Raw genomic sequence first — 22,281 nt, forward strand, 5'->3', positions numbered from 1 at the left:
CCAGCGGCGTTGCAGCCGGCCTGCAACACCCCCGGCCCACCGTCGTCGCACCGGGTGGATCCCCCGCCCACCCCCGCACCGACGACGGAGGAGTCCGACATGACCGGCACCATCCACACCGGCACCACCGACACCGGGACCACCGACGCGGCCGCCGCCGACCGCGCGCTCAAGACCAGGCACCGGGCCATGTGGGCGCTCGGGGACTACCCGGCCGTGGCCGCCGACGTCATCCCCGAGCTCGGGCCCGTCCTGGTCGCCGCCGCCGGCGTCGCCCCCGGCGACCGGGTGCTCGACGTCGCGGCCGGCACCGGCAACGTCGCCGTCCCCGCGGCGCTCACCGGCGCCGACGTCACCGCCTCCGACCTCACCCCGGAGCTGCTCGAGGCCGGCCGCCGCTCGGCCGAGCGGCAGGGCGCGCGGCTGCGGTGGGAGGAGGCCGACGCCGAGGCGCTGCCGTACGCCGACGGCGCGTTCGACGTCGTCCTGTCGTGCGTCGGCGTCATGTTCGCGCCGCACCACCAGCAGGCGGCCGACGAGCTGGTCCGGGTGTGCCGGCCCGGCGGGACCATCGGCCTGATCAGCTGGACGCCGCAGGGCTTCGTCGGCGAGCTGTTCCGCACGATGAAGCCGTACGCGCCCCCGCCGCCGCCCGGCGCGCAGCCGCCGCCGCTGTGGGGCGACGAGGAGCACGTGCGCGGTCTGCTCGGCGACCGGGTCACCGACGTCGTCGCCCGCCGGCAGACGATCACCGTGGGCGGCCAGCCCTCGCCGGAGGCCTGGCGCGACCACTGGAAGGCCGTCTACGGGCCCACGATCGTGGCCTACCGCGCCATCGCCGACGACCCCGAGCGCACCGCGGCCCTCGACCGCGAGCTGGCCGCGCTGGTCGCCCGGTACGACTCCGGCACCGGCTCGGTCGTCATGGACTGGGAGTACCTGCTCGTCACCGCCCGCCGCGCCTGACCCCGTCCCGGCCGGGTCGCCCCGGGCGACCCGGCCGGCCAGCCCAGAGGAGCACGAGATGACCGACTTCCTGGTCCGGCGGGACGACCCCCGGACGACCCGTGTCGACGACGGCGAGGCCGCGGCGACCGAGGTGGCCGAGGGCACGGTGCAGTTCACCGTCGAGCGGTTCGGCCTGACCGCGAACAACCTGACCTACGCCGTGCTCGGCGACCAGCTGCGCTACTGGGACTTCTTCCCCGCGCCGGAGGGCTGGGGCCGCATCCCCGCCTGGGGCTTCGGCCGGGCCGAGGCCTCCGGCGTCGAGGGCATCGCGCCGGGCGAGCGCTTCTACGGGTACTGGCCGATGTCGACCCGGGTCACCCTGCAGGTGACGCCGTCCGGACCCGGGTTCCTCGACTCGTCGGCCGCCCGCGCGGACCTGCCGCCGACCTACAACCGCTACCTCCGGGCGACCCCGCGGACCGGGTTCCCGCCCGATCTCGACGACGCCGCGGTGGTCGTGCGCCCGCTGTTCCTGACCGGCTGGCTCCTCGCCGACCAGCTCGCGCGGGCCGGCTGGCACGGCGCGGACACCGTCGTCCTCACCTCGGCCTCGAGCCGGACGGCGCTGTGCACGGCGGCCGCGGTCCGGGAGCGCGAGGACCGGCCGGCGCTGCTCGGCCTGACGTCGGCCGGTCGCGTCGGCCCGACCGTCGCGACGGGCCTCTACGACCGCGTCCTCGGCTACGACGACATCGCGTCGCTGCCTGCCGCCGGCGGGCTGGTCCTGGTCGACATCGCCGGGGACGCCGCCGTCCGCGCCGCCGTGCACCGGACCTCCGCCGACCGCCTCCGGGCCTCGGTCATGGTGGGCGCGACGCACTGGGAGCAGGTGGACCTCGGGGCCGACGGGCTGCGCGGGCCCCGGCCGGTGTGGTTCTTCGCCCCCGACGTCGCCGACGAGCGGGCCGCGGAGCTGGGGCAGCTGCCGTTCGCCCGGCTGCTCGGCGCGGCGTGGGCGTCGTTCGCCACCACCGGCCTGCCCCGACTCGTCACCTTCCGGCACGCGACGGGGGCCGACGCCCTCGCCGACGCCTACGCGGCGCTGCTGAAGGGGGACGTCGACCCGCGGGAGGGCCTGGTGTTCTCGCTGTAGCCGCCGAGCGGGTGCGCCCAGGCCGCGGGACCGGCCTCGATCCGCCGCGTGGGCGCACACGCCCGGGGGCGGTCGCGGGTGCAAGACGGGTGCAAGAGGGATGCAGACACCGCGCCCGAGGGTCGGACCAGCCGAGAACGGCCCGACCCCGAGGAGACCGCGATGACCGCCACCACGCCCACCACGCCGACCGCCCCGATCGACACCCGCGAGATGAACACCGTCCACACCTTCTTCCGGCGCGAGTTCCGGCTCGCCGGCGGCGTCGTCCGCCGCGTGGAGGAGGGCGACGGCCGGCGGGCGCGGGTCGTCGCCGACCACGTCGAGTTCCTCACCCGGACGCTGCACCACCACCACACCGGCGAGGACGAGATGATCTGGCCCAAGCTGCTCGAGCGGGTGCCCGAGGAGCTGGCCCCGATCGTGCGGCTGATGGAGGCCCAGCACGAGCGCGTGGCCGAGATCCTCGCCGGCATCGAGGAGATCCGGCCGCGCTGGGCGGTCACCGCCGGCGCCGCCGACCGCGACCGGCTGGCCGACCTGCTCGACCAGGCCTACGCGCACCTCTCCGAGCACCTCGACGCCGAGGAGGAGCGGCTGCTGCCGATCATCGCCCGGAACCTCACCGCCGAGGAGTGGCACGAGATCGGCGAGCGGGCCCGGAAGAGCAACCGCCGGGACCAGATGTCGCTGGTGTTCGGGATGCTGCAGTACGAGGGGGAGCCGGAGGCGATCGCGGCGATGCTGGCCGCGGCGCCGGCCCCGGTGCGGTTCCTCGTGCCGAAGCTGTCACGCCGGGCGTTCCGGAAGCACGCCCTCGTCATCCACGGCACCGCGACGCCCTGAGGCGCCGGCGTCCAGCCCGGCCAGGAGCTCCGCCGACCGCTGCGCCCACCGGACCAGCCCCGCGGCCCCGTGGCGGTGGACGGCGGACTCCGCGTACCGGCGTGCGGCGGCCCGGTCGCCCTGCGCCGCGGCCAGGCGGGCCAGCGTGTGCGCGACGGAGCCCAGGAACAGCGCCGACATCCCGCCGACGGCGAACAGGTCGGCGTACGGCTCGAGCCGGGACCGCAGGTCGGCGACCACGTCGTCGCCGGCCAGCCCCGCCTCGTGCAGGTCCAGCCACACCCAGGCGCGCAGCGTGGTGAGGCTCAGCCACAGGTAGTCGGGGTTGATCGGCGGCTGCTCCGCCCACGCCCCGAGAAGCAGCCGCGCCTCGGTCGCCCGCCCGGCCGCGATCAGCGCGAGGGCGTGCGCGTCGCGCATCTCGCCCGGCTGGTGCTCCGCCGCCCGGCTCAGCTCGGGCTCCAGCTCGGCGAGCCGGCCCTGCGCCTCGCGGACGGTGATCAGCTGCGCCAGCCCGACCCCGACCCCCGCCATCGCCAGCGTCTGCGCGAGCCGTTCCAGGCGGGCGACGTCGGCCTCGGCCCCGGACATGTCGTCGCGGGCCTGCCGCACCAGCGCCAGACCCCAGCCGGCGATGAGCAGCACCTGCGGCACCGCGTGCCGCTCGGCGAGCTGCGAGGCGCGGACGAGGTCGGACCCGGCGTCGTCCAGCCGCCCCAGCTCGCCACGGACGGCGGCGCGCTGGGTGAGCGCGTAGGCCAGCGCCGCCCCGTCGCCGGTGCGCGTGTCCAGCGCGACCAGCTCGTCGACGACGGCGGCGCGGCGGTGCAGCAGGCCCGGCCGGGTCAGCGCCCCGGTCGTCACGTGCAGGACGGCGGCCCGCTCGCGGTCGGTGAGACCAGGCCCGCGGGTGGCGTCGATGGCGGCGTCGAGCAGCGCCGTGCTGCGCTCGGTGGTGCCGGGCGCGTACAGGTACTCGATGGTCAGCGCGGCCTGCACGCGGGCGCGCTGCCCGGGGGACAGGTCGCCGTCCGGTGCGTCGAGCAGGCTCTCCCACAGCGCGATGGCCGTCTCGTCGACCGCCCCGCGCATCCGCCAGCCCCACACCGCGCCCTCGGTGATCTCCAGCAGCACCTCGGCCGCGCGGCGGGGCCCCTCCCGGCGCAGGGCCTCGGCCCCGGCGGCGGCCAGCAGCGGCCAGGCCTCCAGCGGCCGGCCGAGCCGGCGCAGCGCCCGGGCCAGCCCGACGGCCACCGCCTCCCGCTCGGCGCCGGTCGCCGCGGGGTCGTGCGCCTGCAGGTCTGCGGCGAGCGCGAAGAGCCGGCGCGCCTCGTCGTGCGAGGAGCCGGCGGCCGCCGCCTCCGCCGCGCGCCGGGCGAAGCTCCACCCCGACCGGGCGTGCGCGGGGCCGGCCAGCCGGTAGTGCTCGGCGAGTTCCGCGGCGTGGTCGGCGACCCGGCTGGCGTGCCAGTCCTCCAGCGCGGCGGCGACGTCGGCGTGCGCCCGCGCCCGCGCGGGGGCCGGCAGCGTCTCGTACACGGCGTCGCGGACCAGCGCGTGCGGGAAGCGGTAGTGCCCCGGTCCCTGCTCCTCCACCAGTCCGAGCGCGAGGGCCGCCTCGACGGCCTCGTCCACCTCGGCGCCGGACCGGCCGGCCGCCTGCTCGACGACCGGCAGGTCGAACCCGCGCCCGGCGACGGCGGCCACCGCCAGCACCCGGGCGGTCGCCGGTGGCAGCTCCGCGAGGCGCTGCCGCACCACGTCGCGCACCCCGCGCGGCACCGTGCGCCAGGCCGGCGCGTGCGGGTCGGTCAGCGCGTCCTCGGCGGCCAGCAGGCGCACCACCTCGGAGACGAAGAACGGGTTGCCGTTGGTGCGGGCCACCAGCTCGCGGGCGACCTCGGGGGTCAGCCCGATGCCGGTGGACGCCTCGACCGCGGCGACGACGGCCTCGGCGTCCAGCCCGTCCAGCTCCAGGCGCAGCGGGTCCAGCCGGGCCAGCGCGCCGAGCAGGTCGGCGACCGGCGCGGGGGTGTCCCCGGTGGCGGGCCGCAGCGCGACGACGAGGACCAGCGGCGTCCTCGCCAGCCGGGCGGCGACGCGGCGCACCAGCCGGAGGCTGTCTGTGTCGGCCCAGTGGACGTCGTCCAGCACCAGCACCACCGGCGGCCCGTCGCCGACCCCGGCCAGCAGCGCCTCGGCCAGCCGGTAGCTCTCCGCCGCGGCGTCCCGCGACTCGCCGGGCGTGGGCGCCAGCACCCCCGGCCGGCCCAGCGCCGCGCGGGCCGCCGCCGTCCACCCCTCCAGCGGCGGGCTGCCGTCGGGCTCCCACGCGCCGCGGCCGGTCCGGGCACCGGTCGCGGCCGCTCGCGTCAGCACCTCCTCGGTGAACCGCGTCTTGCCGATGCCCGGCTCGCCGAGGACGAGGACGACGCGCCCCCGGCCGCCGGCCGCCGCGGCGAGCACCCGGTCGACCTCGGCCAGCTCGGCGTCGCGGCCGACGAGTCCCGGCGAGGTCGCCGCCGGCCCTGCCGGGTCCGGGGGCGGTGGAGGCGCGGGAGAGGGCGCGTCGAGGGCCGGGTCCTGCCGGAGGACGGCGGCCTCCAGCTGCCGCAGGTCCGGACCGGGGTCGATGCCCAGCTCCTCGGCCAGGTGCGCCCGGGCGCGGCGGAGGGTGTCGAGGGCGTCGGCCTGGCGCGCGGTCCGGTACTGCGCGAGCGCGAGCAGGCCCCACAGCCGCTCGCGGGAGGGGTGCAGCCGCACCAGCTGCTCCAGCTCGGCCGGGGCGTCGGGGTGCGCCCGGTCCAGCCGGAGCCGCCACAGGTCCTCCAGCGCCGACAGCCGCAGCTCGGTCAGCCGCACCGCCTCGGCGGCCAGCGACGGGCACGTGCCGGTCAGCCCCGCGTAGGGCTCGCCCCGCCAGAGCGCCAGCGCCTCGGCGAACAGCGCCTCGTCCCGGTCCGCCCGCGCCCGGCGGACGAGGTCGGCGAAGCGCCGCGCGTCGACGTCCGCGGGAGCGACGGCCAGCGAGTAGCCGCCGGGGTGGGTGCGCAGCCGGTCGGTCGTGGCCCGGGCCCGCCGCGCGGGCTCCAGCTCCTTGCGCAGCCGCGCCACGTAGGACTGCAGGGAGGCCTCGGCGCGGGCGGGCGGGTCCTCGCCCCAGATCTGCTCGACCAGGTGCGGCACCGACACCGGCCGGCCCTCGGCCGACACCAGCAGCGCCAGCAGGGCCTGCGGTTTCGGCCCGCCCAGGTCGGCGCGCGCGCCGTCGACGAGCACCTCCAGCCCGCCGAGCACCCTGACCTGCACGGCGCGGATGGTAGGGGCGCGGAGGGGTCGCGGAGGGGGTCCGGACGCGCGACGACGGCGCCGGGCGCGGCCGGCACCGTCGCGCGGGTCAGCCCACCGCGACCGGCACCGCCACCCGGGCACGGGCGCCGACGACCCCGGTGCCGATCGCCCACAGCGCCATCAGCACACCCGAGGCGGCGAAGACCGGGGTCAGCTCGGCCCCGGGGAGCAGCAGCGTCAGCGGGACCGAGACCGCGTGCGCCAGCCCGCCCACGACCCCCACCGCGGCCACTGGGCGCGCGGCACCGCCGAGCGCCCGCCCCAGGGTCGTGGCGGCGACGACGAGGGCGACCCCGCTCACCGGGTACAGCACGGCGGCCAGCCCGATGTGGGTGGACGCGACGGGGGCGGCGTGCCCGGCGTGCAGCGCGTCGGAGTCGACCGCCGCGGCCAGGTGGAACACCGTCTCGACGGCGTACAGACCCAGGGCCACGGTCAGGGCCGCGACGGCCCGGTCGGTCGCGCGCGGCCACACCCGCTGGAGACGGGCCATGTACAGGGCGCCGACCAGCAGCACGGTGCCGAGCACGAGCAGCGAGTGGCCGGGCACCCAGCTCGGGTCCGCGGTCATCACCGCCAGCTCCTCGCGCAGCGGGGCGGTGCCGTCAGAGTCGGGGTGCAGCGCACCGCCGGCGAGCGCGAGCACGCCCGAGGCGACCAGCGCGAGCCGCCAGCCGTGCGGACGGGGGGACGGGGGGACGGGGGAGGACGTCGTCGTCATGGCGCCGACGGTGGCGGCGCCCTCTTGCAATCCGGCGGCAACCGTCTGGACGCGCCCCGGCACCGGGCGCGCCGGCACCGTCGGCCTCCCGGGAATGACCGCTGGGGCGACGGACTTGGCGCCGGCATGACGACTCTCGGACTCATCGGCAGCGGTCACATCGGCGGCACCATCGCGCGGCTGGCGGTCGCCGCCGGCCACGACGTGGTGCTCAGCAACCGCCGCGGGCCGGAGACCCTCGCCGACCTCGTCGCCGAGCTCGGCCCGCGCGCCCGGGCGGCGACCCCGGCCGAGGCGGCCGCGGCCGGCGACCTCGTGGTGGTGACGATCCCGCTGAAGGCCTACCGCGACGTCCCCGTCGAGCCGCTGCGCGGCAAGGTCGTGATCGACACGAACAACTACTACCCGCAGCGGGACGGGCAGATCCCCGAGCTCGACGACGAGTCGACGACGGTGAGCGAGCTGCTGCAGGCCCACCTGCCGGAGTCCCGCGTGGTGAAGGCCTTCAACAACATCTACTTCGAGCACCTGGCCACCCTGGGCCGTCCCGCCGGCTCCCCGGACCGGTCGGTCCTGGTCATCGCCGGCGACGACGCGGACGCCAAGCGCACGGTGACCGCGTTCCTCGACTCCCTCGGCTACGACGCCTACGACGCCGGGCCACTGGCCGAGGGCTGGCGCTACCAGCGCGACACCGCCGCGTACGCCGGGCTGTACCTCGCGCCCGGGACGGAGTTCCCCGGCCCCGGCCGCCCGGCGACGCCGGAGATCGCGCGGGAGAAGCTGGCCGCGGCGGTGCGCTACCGCGACATGTGACCGTTCTGCGAGACGTCGGGCGCTGCGCCCCACCGGCGGACCGCCACCAGCGCCAGCGCCAGCACGGCCGCCACCCCGAGCAGGACGAACTGCGCGGTCGGTGAGCCGTCGTGCTCGTTCAGCTTCAGGACCAGCGCGATCACGAAGCACAGGGTCAGAGCGAGGGCGAGCCCGCCCTCCAGCCACACGGGGGCCGGCTCGGCGGCCGTGGGGGTCGGGGCATCGGACACGGCGGGCAGCGTAGGGGCGGCGGGACCTCCGTGGGGGCTCCCGCCGCCTCCCGCTCCCAGACGCACAGCCGCCCGGGAGCGAGCGACGGCTCGGGCGGCGCCCGACCGGCCGGTTCAGCCGCCGGCGGCCACCGCGAACCCGCCGGGGACGCCGTCGCCGAGGAAGCCGGCCAGCCGCTCGCCCTCCTCCTGCGTCTCCTCCCGCTCGGGCGCCGACAGCGGCCGCAGCGGCTGCACCGCGACGTCCACCCCGCCGTCGGCCCGGTCCCGGCTCGTCCAGGTGGCGGACACGAACCCGTCGACCAGCACCACCCGCGCGCCGGCCACGCTGAGCCCCCGGTGCTCAGCAGCGATGACCCGGGACCGGTCGTCGTAGCCGAGGACGGCGTCGTCCAACGCGGGCAGGAACCGGACCGGTGCGGGCTCCGCGCCGTCGGGCAGGAGGCCGTCGGGCACGTCGAGCAGCTCGCGGCCGCGCTCGCCGCGGGAGGACCGCAGCCGCGGCCGTACCCGCGCCAGCACCGCGGGCAGCCCGCTGAGCCCGCACCACGCCCGCAGGTCGGCGCTCGCCGCGGCCACCGCACCCCGTGGGTCGCGGCGCAGCAGCAGCTCGCCGCGCCAGGGTGGCGCGGTTCAGCGCCCGGCGGTCGAGGACCTGCGCACCCACGGTCCCGGAGTGTGGCGGAGGGGGGTGACGGTTCCCGTCTCTTGCGGGAATCGTGCGGAACGGCTGCGCGGATGCTGCGGGACGACCGGCAGAGTCGTCCTCGTCGCCGGGTCACGGGGGGACCGGCGGCAGGGGGAACTGCGAGGAGCCCCGCGCACCGCCTCGGGGGAGGGCTGGTGCGCGGGGCTCGTCCGCGTCCCCGGACAGGACCGGACGTCGTCCCCGGTCCCGTCGCACCGCGGGGGGATCACCTCGGTCTCCCGCGCCGGATGCCGCGAGGCGCCGGTGCATCCCGGCTCCGTCCCGTCGTCCCGACCGCCGGCCGGCCCGTGCGGGCGCGCCCCAGCGGGCAGGCTGGGCCGACGGCGCACCCCCGCGGACGGCGGGCCGCCTCCGGCGTGATCGCGGCCACCTACAGTCCCGGGCGCGACGCGTCGGTGGCACGCGTCCCGGAGAGCGGAGAGACCGTGGACCTCACTGGAGCATCAGCACTCGTCGTCGGCGGCGCCGGCGGCTTCGGCGAGCAGACCGTCCGCAAGTACGCGGCCGAGGGCCTCAAGGTCGTCATCGCCGACGTCAACGAGGAGAAGGCCAAGGCCATCGTGGCCGACCTCGGCGACGCCGTGGAGTTCGTGCACACCGACGTCACCAGCGACGAGTCCGTCGACGCCGCGGTCGCGAAGGCGCAGTCGCTCGGCCCGCTCCGCGTCACGGTCATCGTCAACGGCGGCCCCGGCGGCGGTGCCGCGCAGCGGATCGTCTCCCGCGACGGCAAGCCCATGCCGATGGAGGCCTTCCTCCAGACGACCGAGTACTACTACACCGCCACCTACCGGGTGCTGTCGCGCGCGGCCGCCTCCATGCAGGGCAACGAGCCGCTCGAGGACGACCAGCGCGGCGTCGTGATCATGACCGCGAGCATCGCCGGCTTCGAGGCCGCGCCCGGCCAGACCAGCTACGCCATGGCCAAGGGCGGCGTCATCGCCCTCACCCTGGCCGCGGCCCGCGACCTCGCCCCGGCCGGCATCCGCGTCATGGGCATCGCGCCCGGCACCTTCCTCACGCCGGCCTTCCCCGACCCGGTCAAGGCCGACGAGATGTACGGCAAGGTCGTGCCCAACCCCAAGCGCATGGGCCGCCCGGCGGAGTACGCGAAGCTCGCGTACCAGATCGCCGAGAACGACTACCTGAACGGCCACGTCATCCGGCTCGACGGGGCCCTGCGGTTCAACGCCTGACGCCCACCTCCCGGCGCCGTCCCCGGGGGGCGCCTCACGCGCCCTCCGGGACCCCCGGCCGGTCGAGCCCGGCGGCCAGCTCCGACAGGACCTGGTCCAGCTCGGCGCGCAGGTCGGCGAACGCGGGGACGGCGCTGCCCTCCAGCCACCGGTCGAGGGCGACGCGCATCCCCGCCAGCGCCGTGGTCGCGCACAGCCGCGGGTAGACCGAGGCGGCCGCCTCCGCGTCCAGCCGCTCGGCGATGGCCTCGGCGAGCACCGTCTCCTGCGCGGCGAGCGCCGCCAGCAGCTGGGGGACCAGCGACCGCTGCCCGCGGATCACCTGCAGGGCCACCACGTGGTCGCGGTCGTCGGCCGCGGCCCGGTCCAGTGCGAGCAGCGCCGCCTCGCGCAGGGCCGTCAGCACCGACTCCGCGCGCGGTCGGGCCCGGAACTCGGCGACGAACCGATGGAAGTCGCCGGCGGCGGAGGCCACCACGGCCTCCTCCTTGCTGGAGAAGTAGTTGAAGAACGTCCGCAGCGCGATGTCGGCCTCGGCCGCGATCTGCTCGAGGGTCACGTTCTCGACGCCGTCGCGCACGGCCAGCCGGAGGGCGGCCTCGCGGATCGCCGCGCGGGTCGCGCTCTTCTTCTGCTCCCGGCGCCCTGCCGTCGCCGTCCGGCCGTCCACGCCGACCTGTGTACCCGCCGCCATCTCAGCCGCTCGGGTGCAGGCCGCCGTCGACGCCGAGGACCCGAGCGGTGAGGAAGCCGGCGGCCTGCGCCCCCGTGGTGCGCAGGTCGGCGGCGACGGCCCCGGCCGCGGCGCCGTCGAGGTCGAACGAGGCGCCGGTGACGACGGCGACCCGGCCCGGGTCGGTCACGCCCAGGTGACCGGCAGCGAGTGCAGGCCGTAGATGAGCATCTCGTTCTTCACCGGCACCTCCTCCACCGGCACGGCCAGGCGCAGCCCGGGCAGCCGGGTGAACAGCTCCTCCAGCCCGATCCGCATCTCGATGCGGGCCAGCTGCTGGCCCAGGCACTGGTGCACGCCGTGCCCGAAGGCCAGGTGCGAGGTGCGCGGGCGGGTGACGTCGAACCGGTCGGGGTCGGGGAAGTGCCCCGGGTCCCGGTTCACCTCGGGCATCGCCACGATGACCGTCGCCCCCGCCGGAACGTCGACGCCGCCGAGCGTGAGGTCCTCCATCGCGATCCGGGTGACGCCGAACTGCACGATGCTCAGGTAGCGCAGCAGCTCCTCGACGGCGTTGTCGAACAGCGCCGGGTCCGCCCGCAGCGCCTCGACCTGCTCGGGGTGCGACAGCAGCGCCAGTGCGCCGAGGCTCAGCATGTTCGCCGTCGTCTCGTGGCCGGCGCCCAGCAGCACGAGCGACATGTCGACCAGCTGCTGGTCGGTCAGCTCCGGGTCGGTGGCGCGCACCAGCCCGGAGAGGATGTCGTCGCCGGGGTCCGCGCGCTTGCCGGTCACCAGCCGCTGCATGAAGGCGTAGAGCTCGCCGCCCGCGACCGCCTTCTCCTCGTCGCTGGCGTTCACGTTCGTGCCGACCGAGGTGTTGTGCTGGAAGGCCTCGCGGTCCTCGGGGTCGACGCCGAGGAGCTCGCAGATCATCAGCGAGGGGATGGGCAGCGCGTACGCGGACACGAGCTCGGCCTCGGTGCCGGCGGCCTGCATCGCCGTGATCTGCTCGGCGGCGATCTCCCGCAGCCGCGACTCGAGTGCCTGCATGCGGCGCACGGTGAACTGGCCGGTGAGCAGCCGCCGCAGCCGGGTGTGCTCGGGCGGGTCCATGAAGACGAAGTAGCCGTCACCGCGCGGCGGCGCCTCGGACGCGGGGACGACGGGGCACCCGCCCCGCTCGGCCGCCTCACCCATCGCCGCGACCTCCTCCGGCTGGAAGGACGTCGCCTCGCGGTTGCGCATCTTGTCGGCGCTGAACCGGGGGTCGGCCAGCACGGAGCGCCCCTCCTCGAACCCGGTCACGAGGTAGGCGCCCACGCCGTTGAGCAGGCGCAGCGGCTGCACGGCGCCCCGGCCACGGCGCTCGACCATGCCCGGCGCCGGGTCGAACGGGCAGCCCGGCGGGTGCTCGACCAGGTCCGCGGCGATCGGCCGGCGGATCTCGATCGTGACCCGCTCGACCGTGCTGTCGGCCTGCGCGCTGTCGGTGCTCATCCGTGCGTCCTCTCTCCGGCGACCGTCAGGAGGTGACGCTAGTCTCAACATGCACGTCGTGCACAGATGCGTGTCGTGCACGGACGGAGGAGGGGCCGTGAGGGTCGAGGCGGACCGCGACATGTGCATCGGCGCCGGTCAGTGCGTGCTGGCCGCGCCGGACCTGTTCGACCAGGACGAGGACTACGGCCTGGTCGTGCTGCTCGACCCCGCTCCCGGCGCCGCCCACGCCGACGCGGCCCGCGCGGCCGCCGCCGCCTGCCCGGCGTCGGTGATCACCGTCTCCGACGTCTGAGGGCCACCCGTCGGAGCAGGACGGCGAGCTCCGCGTGGACGGCCGGGTGGGGCTGCTGGTCCCCTGCAGCTCCCACGTGCACGACGTCGCCCCGACCCGGCACCTGGTGGGGGCGCGGCTGCAGGCCCTCGCGGCGCAGGTCGTCGAGCAGCGCCGGCTCGCCGCCGCCGTCCCCGCGCCGGCCGCCGCGGGCTGACCGCCGGGCGGCGGGGTGCGAGCATGCCCGCCGTGCCGACCCCCGCCGAGGACCGCGACGCCATCCGCGACGTCTACGCCCGCTACGTGTCCGCGCTCGACGCCGGCGACGCGGCGACGTTCGCCTCGCTCTACACCGACGACGGCGTGTTCGTCGGCGGCGGCACGGGCGGGGACGACGTGGTGGGCCGGGACGCCCTGGAGGCCTTCGCGGCGGGGCTGCGGCCGGGATCGGTGCACCGGCTGTCGCTGAACCACGTCATCGACGTCGACGGCGACACGGCCACGTGCCGCTCGTCGATCGTCGTCCTGGCCGGCGCTGCCGTCGTCAGCGCCGGCCGGGTCCTCGACGAGTTCCGGCGGGTCGGCGGGGCGTGGCGGATCGCCCGCCGCGAGTTCACCGCCGATCCCGCCTGACGAAGGCCCCCTCGCCCCCTCCGCTCGCGAGCTGGCAGCGAGCCCCCGCGAGGGGGCCGTGACGCCGCCGGGCTCAGGCGGCCAGCGGGTGGTGGTGGCAGCGGCCGCCGCTGGTGGCGCGCGCGCCGCAGGGGGCGCCGGCGCGGGTCAGGCCGCCGCTGTCGCCGCAGCGGGCCGGGCGGTCGGCGACCGGGGCCGGGGCCGGGGCCGGGGGAGCCGCGACGGTGCGGAGGAACGGCAGGACGACGCCGTCGGTCTCCGGAGCGGCGGGCAGCACGGGCGCGGGGGTGGCGACCGGGGCGGCGACGGCCGGGGCGGCGGTGGCAGCCGGGCGGCGGCGCTCGGCGCGGCGGGCGTTCAGCACGGTGGCGGCCGACAGGCCGGCGGTGAAGGCGGTCAGGGCGGTGGCGAGGTGGCTGGCGCGCATGCCCCCTCCATCGGCAGTCCCGGCACCGGGTGGGAAGGGCCGGACGGCGGTGGTCGCCGGGGCGGGTGTGACGACGGGGACGGATCGGTCCGGCACGCCCGGCGGTGGTCCCCGGAGCGGACGGTGACGGCTGTCACCGTCGAGGCATGCACACGCACTCCAGCAACCAGCCGGCGTCCGGCGACCAGCACCGCGTCCGCTACCTCCACCTCGTGGCCGCGGCCCGCGCCGCCGCTCTGCGCCCGACCAGCGAGCAGCAGGTCGCCGACGTCGTCCGCGTGACCGTGGACGACGAGGTCGACACCACCACGTTCCGCGCGATCGTCACCGACGTCTCCCGCGACGTCCTGCGCTGACCCCTCCTGCGTCGAGGGGTCAGGTGCCGCAGAACGTCTGGTAGGTCGCGCCGAAGTCCGCCGGCGCCGGCTGGGCGTGGCGCTCCAGGCCCGGCCGCTCCTCGAACGGCCGGGACACCGCCTCCAGCAGCCGGCCGAACGGCGCGAGGTCGCCGCCGGTCGCCGCGTCGAGGGCCTCCTCGACGAGGTGGTTGCGCGGGACGTAGACGGGGTTGACCCGGTCCATCGCGGCGGCGTCCGGCTCCAGGGCCCGCCAGCGCTGGGCCCACGCGTCGAACCCGGCGAGGTCGAGGAACAGGTCCCGCGCCGGGGCGACGTCGCCGCGGGCGGCCCGGCCGAGCGCCCGGAAGAACGACGTGTGGTCGACGTGGCCGGCCTGCAGCAGTTCGAGCAGGTCGTCGGCCAGCGCGGCGGTGACGTCGTCGGCCAGGCCCTCGGGCAGGCCGAGCTTGGCCCGCATGCCCGCCGTCCACGCGGCGCTGTACCGCGGCCGGAACCCCTGCAGCGCCGCGACGGCGATCTCCACGGCCTGCTCCTGCTCCTCCGCCAGCAGCGGGAGCAGCGACTCGGCGAACCGGGCCAGGTTCCACTCGACGACCAGCGGCTGGTTGCCGTAGCGGTAGCGCCCGCCGGCGTCGATCGAGCTGTAGACCGTGTTCGGGTCGACGGCCTCCATGAAGGCGCACGGCCCGTAGTCGATGGTCTCGCCGGAGATCGTGGTGTTGTCGGTGTTCATCACGCCGTGGACGAACCCGACGAGCATCCACTGCGCCACGAGCGACGCCTGGGCGGCCACGACCGCCTCGTACAGACCCAGGTAGCGGTTCTCCGCCTCCGCGGCGGCCGGGTGGTGCCGGTCGATCGCGTGGTCGGCGAGCCGGCGGAGCAGGTCGACGTCACCGGTGGCCCGCGCGTACTGGAAGCTGCCGACCCGCAGGTGGCTGCTGGCCACCCGCGCGAGGACGGCGCCCGGCAGCGCCGTCTCGCGGTACACCGGGCGGCCGGTGGCGACGACGGCGAGCGAGCGGGTGGTCGGGATGCCGAGGGCGTGCATCGCCTCGCTGACCACGTACTCGCGCAGCATCGGGCCGACGGCGGCGTAGCCGTCGCCGCCGCGCGAGAACGGCGTGCGCCCCGAGCCCTTGAGGTGCAGGTCGTGCAGCCGGCCCGCAGGGTCGGTGAGCTCGCCGAGCAGCAGCGCGCGGCCGTCGCCCAGGCGCGGGCTGTAGCCGCCGAACTGGTGCCCGGCGTAGGCCTGCGCGACCGGCCGGGCGCCGTCGGGGACGGCGGTGCCCAGCAGGAGGCGGACGCCCTCGTCGGTGCGCAGCGCGGCCGGGTCCAGCCCCAGTTCGGCGGCCAGGGGCTCGTTCAGCACGAGCAGCCGCGGCTCGGGCGCCTCTGCGGCCTGCCAGGGCAACGCCATCTCCGGCAGCTCGCGGGCGAAGCGGTCGCCGAGGGAGACGGTGGGAGGCGGCGCGATGCTCACCCTCTCGACGGTACGACCCGCCCGCCCCCCGCACCGGGTGGACGACCGGCCGGTGCTCAGGCCGGGGCGTCGACCAGCGCCTGGATCCCGGCGGCGTAGAGCTCGACCACCCGCTCGCGGCCGACCGCGGTCAGCAGGTCCTCGCCGACCGCGGGCCAGGCCTGCATGAGCCCGCCGATCTGCGCGGCGACCAGCTCGGCCCGCGCCGCCGCGTCCGGCCCGGGCAGCCGGCGGGTCAGCCCGTCGATGAAGTGGACGCGCGCCGCCCGGCGCAGGCTCTCCCGGACGGCGTCGTGGTCCGAGGCGCGCACCAGCGTGGCGTAGGCGCGCCGCTCGGCCTCCCGCTCGGGGTCGAGGACGTGGGCGACCAGCCGCCGGCCCAGGGTCTCCAGCGGTCCGTCGAGCTCGGGGCCCGTGCTGCCGGTGAGGCCGACGACCTCGACGAACAGCTGCTCCTTGGACCCGAAGTGCCGGATGACCAGCGCCGGGTCGGTGCCCGCCGCGGCCGCGATGGACCGGACCGAGGTCGCCGCGAACCCGCGCTCGTCGAACAGCGCACGCGCCGCGACGGCGATCGCCGCGCGGGTGCTCGCCCCGGCTCCGGTCGCTGTGATCGTCACCTCAGCACGCTCCCATACCTGTCAACGCTGTTGACACCAATGGGTCAACGCCGTTGACTACGGACGGCGGGTGGTTGCTGTCGGCAACCACCGGCGACGACGCCGGCTCGCCGCTCCACCCGTTGCCCCGCCCGAGGGAGCCCTCCCGCATGACCACCCAGACCCTCGACGCTCCTGCCCGCGCCCTCGACCCGCCGGCCCGCACGTGGCCGTGGCTGCTGTTCGTCGGCACCGGCGCCCTGGTCGTCTCGCTGGCGCAGTCGCTGCTCATCCCCGTCCTGGCGACCCTGCCCGCCACGCTCGACGCCTCGGCCGACACGGTCCAGTGGCTGCTGACCTCGACGCTGCTCGTGGCCGCCGTCGCCGTACCGCTGTTCGGCCGGCTCGGCGACATGTTCGGCGCGCGGCGGATGCTGCTGGTCGCGATCGGCGCCCTGGTCGTGGGCTCGCTCGTCACGGCGACCACCAGCGACGTCGCGCTGCTGATCGTCGGCCGGGGCATCCAGGGCGTCTCGACCGCCGCGATCCCGCTCGGGATCAGCCTGCTCAGCCGGCTGCTGCCGCGAGAGCGGTCGGGCGGGGCCATCGCGCTCATCAGCGCCATGCTCGGCGTGGGCGGCGCGCTGGGCCTGCCGTTCGCGGGCGTCATCGCCGAGCACTTCGACTTCCACGCGCTCTTCTGGATCTCCGGCGCGGTGGCCGCGGTCGCGTTCGTCGGCATCCTGCTCGCCGTCCCGGAGGCACCCGGCCGCACCGGTGGACGGGTCGACGTCGTCGGCACCCTGCTGCTCGGCGGCGCGCTCGTCGCGCTGCTCCTCCCGCTCGCCGAGGGGGCGGACTGGGGCTGGACCTCCGGCGGGGTCGTCGGCCTGCTCGTGCTCGCCGCGGTGCTGCTGCTGGTCTTCGGCTGGTCGCAGACGCGCATCGCCCAGCCGCTGGTCGACCTCTCCACCATGCGGCGCCGGCCGATCGTGCTGACCAACCTGGCGTCGCTGCTGTTCGGCTTCGCGCTGTTCGCCTCGCTCATCGGGACGGCGTCCTACGTGCAGGCGCCCGAGGCCAGCGGCTACGGCTTCGGCTCCTCGATCGTGGTCGCGGGTCTGGCCATGCTGCCCGGTGGTCTCTGCATGCTCGTGTTCGCACCGCTGTCCGCGCGGCTCATCGCCTGGCGGGGGGCGCCGCAGGTGCTCGCGCTGGGCGGCGTGGTGGTCGCCCTCGGCTGGGTGTTCCGCATCGTCTTCACCGGCTCCCTGACCGAGGTCGTCATCGGCGCGACCGTGGTGGGGATCGGCACGAGCATCGGCTACGCCGCCATGCCCTCGCTGATCAACGAGCACAGCCCCCGCGACGAGATCGCGGCGGCGAACGGGCTGAACTCCCTGCTCCGCGCGGTGGGCAGCTCCCTGGCCAGCGCCGTCGGCGGCAGCATCCTCGCCGCCAGCACCATCGCGCTGGGCGGGTCCGCGCTGCCCTCGCTGACCGCCTACCGGGTGCTGTTCGTGGTCTGCGCGCTGGCGGCGCTGCTGGCCGCGGCGGCCGCGCTGTTCGTCCCGGCGCGCGCAGAACGGGCCTGAGCCGGCCGCCGCGCCGTCCGGGGCGGCGCAGCCTCTGGCGCCACGGGTGTGACCCAGGCCACTCTTGCGGGCACCGCGCGAGGACCGGGAGGGCGCCATGGAGCGGGACAACTACATCGCCGAACTGCCGTTCGGCCGGCCGGAGATCGACGACGAGGCCTTCGTCGCCCCGACCGCGGTGGTCGTGGGTGCGGTGACGATGGGGCCGCGGTCGAGCATCTGGTACGGCTCGGTGGCCCGCGCCGACGAGGAGGCGATCGTCCTCGGGCCCGACACCAACGTCCAGGACGGGTGTGCGCTGCACTCCGACCCGGGCTTCCCACTGGTGGTGGGCCGCGGGGTCACCGTCGGGCACCGGGTCGTGCTGCACGGCGCGCGCATCGACGACGACGTCCTCGTGGGCATGGGCAGCATCGTCATGAACGGGGCGTACATCGGCGGTGCCTCCATCGTGGCCGCCGGCGCGGTGGTCACCCCGAACACGCAGGTGCCGCCGTGGTCGGTCGTCGCCGGGGTGCCGGCCCGCGTCGTCCGGGCGGCGACGGAGGACGACCTCGCGCACATCCGCGGGAACGCCGAGAGCTACACCCGGCGGCTGCCCGCTGCCCGCCGCGTCCGGCCGGTGGTCCGCCGCCCGCTGCCCGCCGCCGGGATGGTCGCCGGCGACGGGATGTACTGACGTGGGCGCCGATCCCCGGCCGGGGGAGGAGGACGTCGACCGCGACGACGCGCAGGCGCTGTCGCGGGCGAGCGGCGGGGGTGACTCGGGCGATCCCGACGCCGGTGCGACGACCGGCACCGGCGGGTCGGGGACCGCGGTCGGCCGGGTGGCCGGGCAGGACGCCGGCTACGCGGAGGAGACCGGGGCGGAGCGCCGGGCCGCCGAGGGCCAGGCCGGCTGACCCGCCCTGCCGGGGACTCCCGGACCCTGCCGGCCCGATCGCCCCGGCGGCGTCCGGACACCGCCGGCAGCCCGGGGGCGGCGGCGGGACCCACGTCCGGACCGCGGCGCGGGCGCTCCTCGGGCGGGCGCCCGGCCCCCGCCGGTCAGTCCCGGGGGCGGCGCCGGATCCTCGAGCCGAGCCAGGTGAGCGGGTCGTAGCGGCGGTCCACCACCCGCTCCTTGAGCGGGATGATCCCGTTGTCGGTGAGGTGGATCCCCTCCGGGCAGACCTCGCTGCAGCACTTGGTGATGTTGCAGTAGCCGAGGCCGAAGTCGTCCTGCGCCAGGCCCCGGCGGTCGACGGTGTCCAGCGGGTGCATGTCCAGCTCGGCGAGCCGGATGAGGTACCGGGGCCCGGCGAAGACGGCCTTGTTCTCCTCGTGGTCGCGGATCACGTGGCAGGTGTCCTGGCAGAGGTAGCACTCGATGCACTTGCGGAACTCCTGCGAGCGCTCGACGTCGACCTGCTGCATCCGGTGGTTGCCGTCGGCATCGCGCGGGCGCGGGGTGAACGCCGGGATCTGCGCCGCCTTCTCGTAGTTGTAGGAGACGTCGGTGACCAGGTCGCGGACCACCGGGAAGGTCCGCAGCGGCGTCACCGTGACCGTCTCGTCCTCGGCGAAGGTGCTCATCCGGGTCATGCACATCAGCCGCGGCCGGCCGTTGATCTCGGCGCTGCACGAGCCGCACTTGCCGGCCTTGCAGTTCCACCGGACGGCGAGGTCGCCGGCCTGGGTCGCCTGCAGCCGGTGGACGACGTCGAGCACGACCTCGCCCTCGTTCACCGGCACCGTGTAGGTCTGCAGGTCGCCGCCGGAGGCGTCCCCGCGCCACACCCGGAACGTCGCGTCGTAGCTCATCGCGTCAGCCCTCGAAGATCTCGGCCAGCTCGGGCGGCATCTGGGGGAGCGGCTGCCGGGTCACCGACACGGAGCCGTCGGGGGCCAGCGCGCAGACGAGGTTGGTCCTCGCCCACTCGGCGTCGGTGGCGGGGAAGTCGTCGCGGGTGTGCCCGCCGCGGCTCTCCTGCCGCTCGAGCGCGGCCCGCGCGATGCACTCGCTGACCCGCAGCATGTGCGGCAGGTCGAGGGCCAGGTGCCAGCCGGGGTTGTACTGCCGGTGCCCCTCCACCGACAGGGCGGCCACCCGCTGCTTCAGCGCCTCGATCCGCTCGAGCGCCTGCTCCATCTCCGCGGCCGTGCGGATGATCCCGACCAGGTCGTGCATCGTCTGCTGCAGGTCCTGCTGGACGGCGTAGGGGTTCTCCCCGCCCTCCCGCTCGAAGGGCGCGAGCGCGGCGCGGGCCGCCTCGGTCAGCCCCTCCTCGGCCAGCGCCACCGCGCCGGCCCGCTTGAGCGCGTGCTCGGCGGCCGCGGCGCCGGCACGCCGTCCGAACACCAGCAGGTCCGACAGCGAGTTGCCGCCCAGCCGGTTGGAGCCGTGCATGCCGCCGGCGACCTCGCCGGCGGCGAACAGCCCCGGAACGCGCGCCGCCTCGCTGTCGGGGTCGACCTCCACCCCGCCCATCACGTAGTGGCAGGTGGGCCCGACCTCCATCGCCTCGGCGGTGATGTCGACCTCGGCCAGCTCCTTGAACTGGTGGTACATCGAGGGCAGCCGGCGGCGGATGTACTCGGCCGGGCGGCGGGAGGCGATGTCGAGGAAGACCCCGCCGTGCGGGCTGCCGCGGCCGGCCTTGACCTCGCTGTTGATGGCCCGCGCGACCTCGTCGCGCGGCAGCAGCTCGGGCGGGCGCCGGTTGTTCTTCTTGTCGTCGTACCAGCGGTCGGCCTCGTCCTCGGTCTCCGCGGTCTCCTTGCGGAAGAAGTCCGGGATGTAGTCGAACATGAACCGGTTGCCGGCCGAGTTGCGCAGCACCCCGCCGTCGCCGCGCACGCTCTCGGTCACCAGGATCCCGCGGACCGACGGCGGCCAGACCATCCCGGTCGGGTGGAACTGGACGAACTCCATGTTGACCAGCGAGGCGCCGGCCTGCAGCGCCAGCGAGTGGCCGTCGCCGGTGTACTCCCAGGAGTTCGACGTGACCTTGTAGGACTTGCCGATCCCACCCGTGGCCAGCACGACCGACGGGGCCTGCCAGGCCACGAACCGCCCGGACTCCCGCCAGTAGCCGAACGCCCCCGTGACGCCCTCGGCGTCGGTGAGCAGCCGGGTGACGGTGCACTCCATGTACACGTCGACGCCGAGCGCGACCGTGCGCTGCTGCAGCGTGCGGATCAGCTCCAGGCCGGTGCGGTCGCCCACGTGGGCCAGCCGGGCGTAGCGGTGGCCGCCGAAGTCGCGCTGGCTGATCAGCCCGTCGGGGGTGCGGTCGAACAGCGCGCCCCAGTCCTCGAGCTCGCGGACCCGGTCGGGCGCCTCCTGCGCGTGCAGCTGGGCCATGCGCCAGTGGTTGAGCATCTTCCCGCCGCGCATGGTGTCCCGGAAGTGCACCCGCCAGTTGTCCTCCGGGTACAGGTTGGCCATCGCCGCGGCGATGCCGCCCTCGGCCATGACGGTGTGCGCCTTGCCCAGCAGCGACTTGCACACCACCGCCGTCCGGGCGCCCTGCTCGTGCGCCTCGATCGCCGCCCGCAGGCCGGCGCCGCCGGCCCCGACGACCACGACGTCGTACTCGTGCCGTTCGAGCTCCACCATCAGAAGAACCTCGGATCCGAGATCGTGCCGGTCGCCAGCAGGAACACGTAGAGGTCGGCGAACGCGACGCCGAACAGGGAGATCCACGCGAACTTCATGTGGTCGGCGTTGAGCCGCGAGACGACCGTCCAGAACCGGTAGCGCAGCGGGTGCCGGGAGAAGGAGTTCAGCCGGCCGCCGACGATGTGCCGGCACGAGTGGCACGACAGCGAGTAGAGCCACAGCAGCGCGGCGTTGGCCAGCAGCACGAGCGTGCCCAGCCCCATGTGCCCCCAGGCGCCGGTCTCGTCGCGGAAGGCGAGCACGGCGTCGTAGGTGAGGATCACGTTGAACACGAGGCCGGCGTAGAAGAAGTACCGGTGCAGGTTCTGGCCGAGCAGCGGCAGCCGGGTCTCGCCGGTGTACCGGCGGTGCGGCTCGGCGACCGCGCACGCGGGCGGTGACTGCCAGAACGACCGGTAGTAGGCCTTGCGGTAGTAGTAGCAGGTCAGCCGGAAGCCGAGCGGGATCACCAGGATGTAGATCGCCGGGGAGATCCACGACGGCCCGGTGAACAGCTCCGGGAACGTGTCGCCCTCGCACTGCGTCGTGATGCACGGCGAGTAGAAGGGCGAGATGTAGGGCTCGGCGAAGTAGTGGGCGTTCTGGAACGCGCGGAACGTCGAGTAGGCGATGAAGAGCACCAGGACGACGACGGTGATCAGCGGCTGCAGCCACCACCGGTCGGTGCGCAGGGTGCGCGCCGCGATGGCCGCGCGGCGGGGCGGGGTCTCGCTCGTGCCGCGCCCGGGGGTGACCGCCCCGGTTCTGCGCGGAGCGGTCGCGGTCACGGCGTGGTCCGCCGGCCGCCGAGGAGGGGCGTCGTGGCGACGCCAGGGGTATGAGCCCCGGCGGGGGCCTCCAACGACACGTCGTCCATGAGCGCCTCCAGCACCGTTGCTGACGCGCCGCCGCATGGCGGTGGGGCGCATCCGACCACGGACGTCGTCCGGAGGGAAGGGCTGCGGAGACGCGGGTGTGCCCGGCGTCACACGAGCGCGGGGGGGGGGGGGGGGGGGGGGGGGGGGGGGGGGGGGGGGGGGGGGGGGGGGGGGGGGGGGGGGGGGGGGGGGGGGGGGGGGGGGGGGGGGGGGGGGGGGGGGGGGGGGGGGGGGGGGGGGGGGG

The 22,281-nt window shown here is 76.1% G+C and carries 25 protein-coding genes; 12 read left to right on the top strand and 13 right to left on the bottom strand.

The window, feature by feature from the left end; genetic code table 11:
- The first annotated feature begins 99 nt into the window (after window positions 1–99).
- The 3 genes from ACI8AX_RS18820 (at window position 100) to ACI8AX_RS18830 (ending at window position 2,950) form a co-directional block, all read left to right on the top strand.
- Window positions 100–966: a class I SAM-dependent methyltransferase gene (locus ACI8AX_RS18820; RefSeq protein ID WP_456551376.1), complete on the top strand. Its 867-nt coding sequence runs from the start codon at window positions 100–102 to the stop codon at window positions 964–966.
- A gap of 58 nt (window positions 967–1,024) precedes the next feature.
- The gene (locus ACI8AX_RS18825; RefSeq protein ID WP_456551377.1) at window positions 1,025–2,104 is read left to right on the top strand and encodes a DUF2855 family protein; all 1,080 of its coding nucleotides are present in this window, start codon (window positions 1,025–1,027) and stop codon (window positions 2,102–2,104) included.
- A 162-nt stretch (window positions 2,105–2,266) separates the two neighbouring features.
- The gene (locus ACI8AX_RS18830) at window positions 2,267–2,950 is read left to right on the top strand and encodes a hemerythrin domain-containing protein (RefSeq protein ID WP_456551378.1); all 684 of its coding nucleotides are present in this window, start codon (window positions 2,267–2,269) and stop codon (window positions 2,948–2,950) included.
- Here the strand turns inward: ACI8AX_RS18830 and ACI8AX_RS18835 are convergent.
- Both ACI8AX_RS18835 and ACI8AX_RS18840 read right to left on the bottom strand, forming a co-directional pair.
- Window positions 2,894–6,259 (bottom strand): BTAD domain-containing putative transcriptional regulator, encoded by a 3,366-nt coding sequence (locus ACI8AX_RS18835; protein ID WP_456551379.1) that lies wholly within the window; start codon window positions 6,257–6,259, stop codon window positions 2,894–2,896. The genes ACI8AX_RS18830 and ACI8AX_RS18835 overlap by 57 nt on opposite strands.
- Before the next feature lie 88 nt (window positions 6,260–6,347).
- The gene (locus ACI8AX_RS18840; RefSeq protein WP_456551380.1) at window positions 6,348–7,022 is read right to left on the bottom strand and encodes a hypothetical protein; all 675 of its coding nucleotides are present in this window, start codon (window positions 7,020–7,022) and stop codon (window positions 6,348–6,350) included.
- Between the two features lie 126 nt (window positions 7,023–7,148).
- Here ACI8AX_RS18840 and ACI8AX_RS18845 point away from each other — a divergent pair, with 126 nt between their 5' ends.
- A complete protein-coding gene (locus ACI8AX_RS18845; RefSeq protein ID WP_456551381.1) occupies window positions 7,149–7,838 on the top strand; it encodes an NADPH-dependent F420 reductase in 690 nt (229 codons plus the stop codon).
- Here the strand turns inward: ACI8AX_RS18845 and ACI8AX_RS18850 are convergent.
- Both ACI8AX_RS18850 and ACI8AX_RS18855 read right to left on the bottom strand, forming a co-directional pair.
- Complete coding sequence (locus tag ACI8AX_RS18850; protein ID WP_456551382.1) at window positions 7,823–8,068, bottom strand: hypothetical protein; 246 nt, start codon at window positions 8,066–8,068, stop codon at window positions 7,823–7,825. The genes ACI8AX_RS18845 and ACI8AX_RS18850 overlap by 16 nt on opposite strands.
- Window positions 8,069–8,182: 114 nt before the next feature.
- Window positions 8,183–8,647, bottom strand: a complete 465-nt coding sequence (locus ACI8AX_RS18855) for a DNA glycosylase AlkZ-like family protein (protein ID WP_456551383.1) — start codon at window positions 8,645–8,647, stop codon at window positions 8,183–8,185.
- 555 nt (window positions 8,648–9,202) lie between these two features.
- Between ACI8AX_RS18855 and ACI8AX_RS18860 the strand changes: the two genes are divergently transcribed.
- Window positions 9,203–9,973, top strand: coding sequence for an SDR family NAD(P)-dependent oxidoreductase (locus ACI8AX_RS18860; protein WP_456551384.1), 771 nt, complete (start codon window positions 9,203–9,205; stop codon window positions 9,971–9,973).
- A gap of 34 nt (window positions 9,974–10,007) precedes the next feature.
- Here the strand turns inward: ACI8AX_RS18860 and ACI8AX_RS18865 are convergent, their stop codons facing one another.
- From ACI8AX_RS18865 to ACI8AX_RS18875, 3 genes are read right to left on the bottom strand one after another with little or no spacing between them, the layout of a single operon-like run.
- Entirely contained in the window at window positions 10,008–10,643 is a 636-nt protein-coding gene (locus tag ACI8AX_RS18865) for a TetR/AcrR family transcriptional regulator (protein ID WP_456551385.1), read from the bottom strand.
- A gap of 25 nt (window positions 10,644–10,668) precedes the next feature.
- Entirely contained in the window at window positions 10,669–10,836 is a 168-nt protein-coding gene (locus ACI8AX_RS18870) for a hypothetical protein (protein WP_456551386.1), read from the bottom strand.
- The gene (locus ACI8AX_RS18875) at window positions 10,833–12,146 is read right to left on the bottom strand and encodes a cytochrome P450 (protein ID WP_456551387.1); all 1,314 of its coding nucleotides are present in this window, start codon (window positions 12,144–12,146) and stop codon (window positions 10,833–10,835) included. The genes ACI8AX_RS18870 and ACI8AX_RS18875 overlap by 4 nt, the downstream gene beginning before the upstream one ends.
- Window positions 12,147–12,243: 97 nt before the next feature.
- Between ACI8AX_RS18875 and ACI8AX_RS18880 the strand changes: the two genes are divergently transcribed.
- The 3 genes from ACI8AX_RS18880 to ACI8AX_RS18890 are packed head-to-tail and all read left to right on the top strand — an operon-like array spanning window position 12,244 to window position 13,053.
- Entirely contained in the window at window positions 12,244–12,441 is a 198-nt protein-coding gene (locus tag ACI8AX_RS18880) for a ferredoxin (protein ID WP_456551388.1), read from the top strand.
- Window positions 12,442–12,475: 34 nt separating this feature from the next.
- Entirely contained in the window at window positions 12,476–12,637 is a 162-nt protein-coding gene (locus ACI8AX_RS18885) for a hypothetical protein (RefSeq protein ID WP_456551389.1), read from the top strand.
- A 23-nt stretch (window positions 12,638–12,660) separates the two neighbouring features.
- Window positions 12,661–13,053, top strand: coding sequence for a nuclear transport factor 2 family protein (locus tag ACI8AX_RS18890; protein WP_456551390.1), 393 nt, complete (start codon window positions 12,661–12,663; stop codon window positions 13,051–13,053).
- Window positions 13,054–13,126: 73 nt separating this feature from the next.
- Here ACI8AX_RS18890 and ACI8AX_RS18895 read toward each other — a convergent pair whose 3' ends face one another.
- Entirely contained in the window at window positions 13,127–13,480 is a 354-nt protein-coding gene (locus ACI8AX_RS18895) for a hypothetical protein (protein ID WP_456551391.1), read from the bottom strand.
- 146 nt (window positions 13,481–13,626) lie between these two features.
- On the opposite strand from ACI8AX_RS18895, the gene ACI8AX_RS18900 reads away from it, so the two are divergent.
- A complete protein-coding gene (locus ACI8AX_RS18900; RefSeq protein WP_456551392.1) occupies window positions 13,627–13,836 on the top strand; it encodes a hypothetical protein in 210 nt (69 codons plus the stop codon).
- 19 nt (window positions 13,837–13,855) lie between these two features.
- On the opposite strand, the gene ACI8AX_RS18905 is transcribed toward ACI8AX_RS18900, so the two are convergent.
- Together ACI8AX_RS18905 and ACI8AX_RS18910 are read right to left on the bottom strand one after the other, a co-directional pair.
- Entirely contained in the window at window positions 13,856–15,322 is a 1,467-nt protein-coding gene (locus ACI8AX_RS18905) for a protein adenylyltransferase SelO (protein WP_456551393.1), read from the bottom strand.
- 56 nt (window positions 15,323–15,378) lie between these two features.
- Window positions 15,379–15,942, bottom strand: a complete 564-nt coding sequence (locus tag ACI8AX_RS18910) for a TetR/AcrR family transcriptional regulator (RefSeq protein WP_456551394.1) — start codon at window positions 15,940–15,942, stop codon at window positions 15,379–15,381.
- Window positions 15,943–16,091: 149 nt separating this feature from the next.
- On the opposite strand from ACI8AX_RS18910, the gene ACI8AX_RS18915 reads away from it, so the two are divergent.
- From ACI8AX_RS18915 to ACI8AX_RS18925, 3 genes are all read left to right on the top strand, one after another.
- Entirely contained in the window at window positions 16,092–17,516 is a 1,425-nt protein-coding gene (locus ACI8AX_RS18915) for an MFS transporter (protein ID WP_456551395.1), read from the top strand.
- A 97-nt stretch (window positions 17,517–17,613) separates the two neighbouring features.
- A complete protein-coding gene (locus ACI8AX_RS18920) occupies window positions 17,614–18,195 on the top strand; it encodes a gamma carbonic anhydrase family protein (RefSeq protein WP_456551396.1) in 582 nt (193 codons plus the stop codon).
- Between the two features lies 1 nt (window position 18,196).
- On the top strand, window positions 18,197–18,418 hold the full coding sequence (locus tag ACI8AX_RS18925) for a hypothetical protein (RefSeq protein WP_456551397.1): 222 nt from the start codon (window positions 18,197–18,199) through the stop codon (window positions 18,416–18,418).
- Between the two features lie 145 nt (window positions 18,419–18,563).
- Here the strand turns inward: ACI8AX_RS18925 and ACI8AX_RS18930 are convergent, their stop codons facing one another.
- From ACI8AX_RS18930 to ACI8AX_RS18940, 3 genes are read right to left on the bottom strand one after another with little or no spacing between them, the layout of a single operon-like run.
- Window positions 18,564–19,319: a succinate dehydrogenase/fumarate reductase iron-sulfur subunit gene (locus tag ACI8AX_RS18930; protein WP_456551398.1), complete on the bottom strand. Its 756-nt coding sequence runs from the start codon at window positions 19,317–19,319 to the stop codon at window positions 18,564–18,566.
- Window positions 19,320–19,323: 4 nt separating this feature from the next.
- The gene (locus tag ACI8AX_RS18935; protein ID WP_456551399.1) at window positions 19,324–21,117 is read right to left on the bottom strand and encodes a fumarate reductase/succinate dehydrogenase flavoprotein subunit; all 1,794 of its coding nucleotides are present in this window, start codon (window positions 21,115–21,117) and stop codon (window positions 19,324–19,326) included.
- Window positions 21,117–21,947 carry a hypothetical protein gene (locus ACI8AX_RS18940; protein WP_456551400.1) on the bottom strand — a complete coding sequence of 277 codons (831 nt, stop codon included), beginning with the start codon at window positions 21,945–21,947 and terminating at the stop codon, window positions 21,117–21,119. Before ACI8AX_RS18940 ends, ACI8AX_RS18935 begins: the two co-directional genes overlap by 1 nt.
- Window positions 21,948–22,281 lie beyond the last annotated feature (334 nt).

It is taken from the genome of Blastococcus sp. SYSU D00813 (genome assembly GCF_054050735.1).

What these genes read in the sequence shown, in the direction of transcription:
- ACI8AX_RS18820 (WP_456551376.1), top strand. Translation starts at nt 100, where the DNA reads ATGACCGGCACCATCCACACCGGCACCACCGACACCGGGACCACCGAC.
- ACI8AX_RS18825 (WP_456551377.1), top strand. Translation starts at nt 1,025, where the DNA reads ATGACCGACTTCCTGGTCCGGCGGGACGACCCCCGGACGACCCGTGTC.
- ACI8AX_RS18830 (WP_456551378.1), top strand. Translation starts at nt 2,267, where the DNA reads ATGACCGCCACCACGCCCACCACGCCGACCGCCCCGATCGACACCCGC.
- ACI8AX_RS18840 (WP_456551380.1), bottom strand. Translation starts at nt 7,022, where the DNA reads ATGACGACGACGTCCTCCCCCGTCCCCCCGTCCCCCCGTCCGCACGGC.
- ACI8AX_RS18845 (WP_456551381.1), top strand. Translation starts at nt 7,149, where the DNA reads ATGACGACTCTCGGACTCATCGGCAGCGGTCACATCGGCGGCACCATC.
- ACI8AX_RS18875 (WP_456551387.1), bottom strand. Translation starts at nt 12,146, where the DNA reads ATGAGCACCGACAGCGCGCAGGCCGACAGCACGGTCGAGCGGGTCACG.
- ACI8AX_RS18890 (WP_456551390.1), top strand. Translation starts at nt 12,661, where the DNA reads ATGCCCGCCGTGCCGACCCCCGCCGAGGACCGCGACGCCATCCGCGAC.
- ACI8AX_RS18895 (WP_456551391.1), bottom strand. Translation starts at nt 13,480, where the DNA reads ATGCGCGCCAGCCACCTCGCCACCGCCCTGACCGCCTTCACCGCCGGC.
- ACI8AX_RS18900 (WP_456551392.1), top strand. Translation starts at nt 13,627, where the DNA reads ATGCACACGCACTCCAGCAACCAGCCGGCGTCCGGCGACCAGCACCGC.
- ACI8AX_RS18915 (WP_456551395.1), top strand. Translation starts at nt 16,092, where the DNA reads ATGACCACCCAGACCCTCGACGCTCCTGCCCGCGCCCTCGACCCGCCG.
- ACI8AX_RS18920 (WP_456551396.1), top strand. Translation starts at nt 17,614, where the DNA reads ATGGAGCGGGACAACTACATCGCCGAACTGCCGTTCGGCCGGCCGGAG.
- ACI8AX_RS18930 (WP_456551398.1), bottom strand. Translation starts at nt 19,319, where the DNA reads ATGAGCTACGACGCGACGTTCCGGGTGTGGCGCGGGGACGCCTCCGGC.
- ACI8AX_RS18935 (WP_456551399.1), bottom strand. Translation starts at nt 21,117, where the DNA reads ATGGTGGAGCTCGAACGGCACGAGTACGACGTCGTGGTCGTCGGGGCC.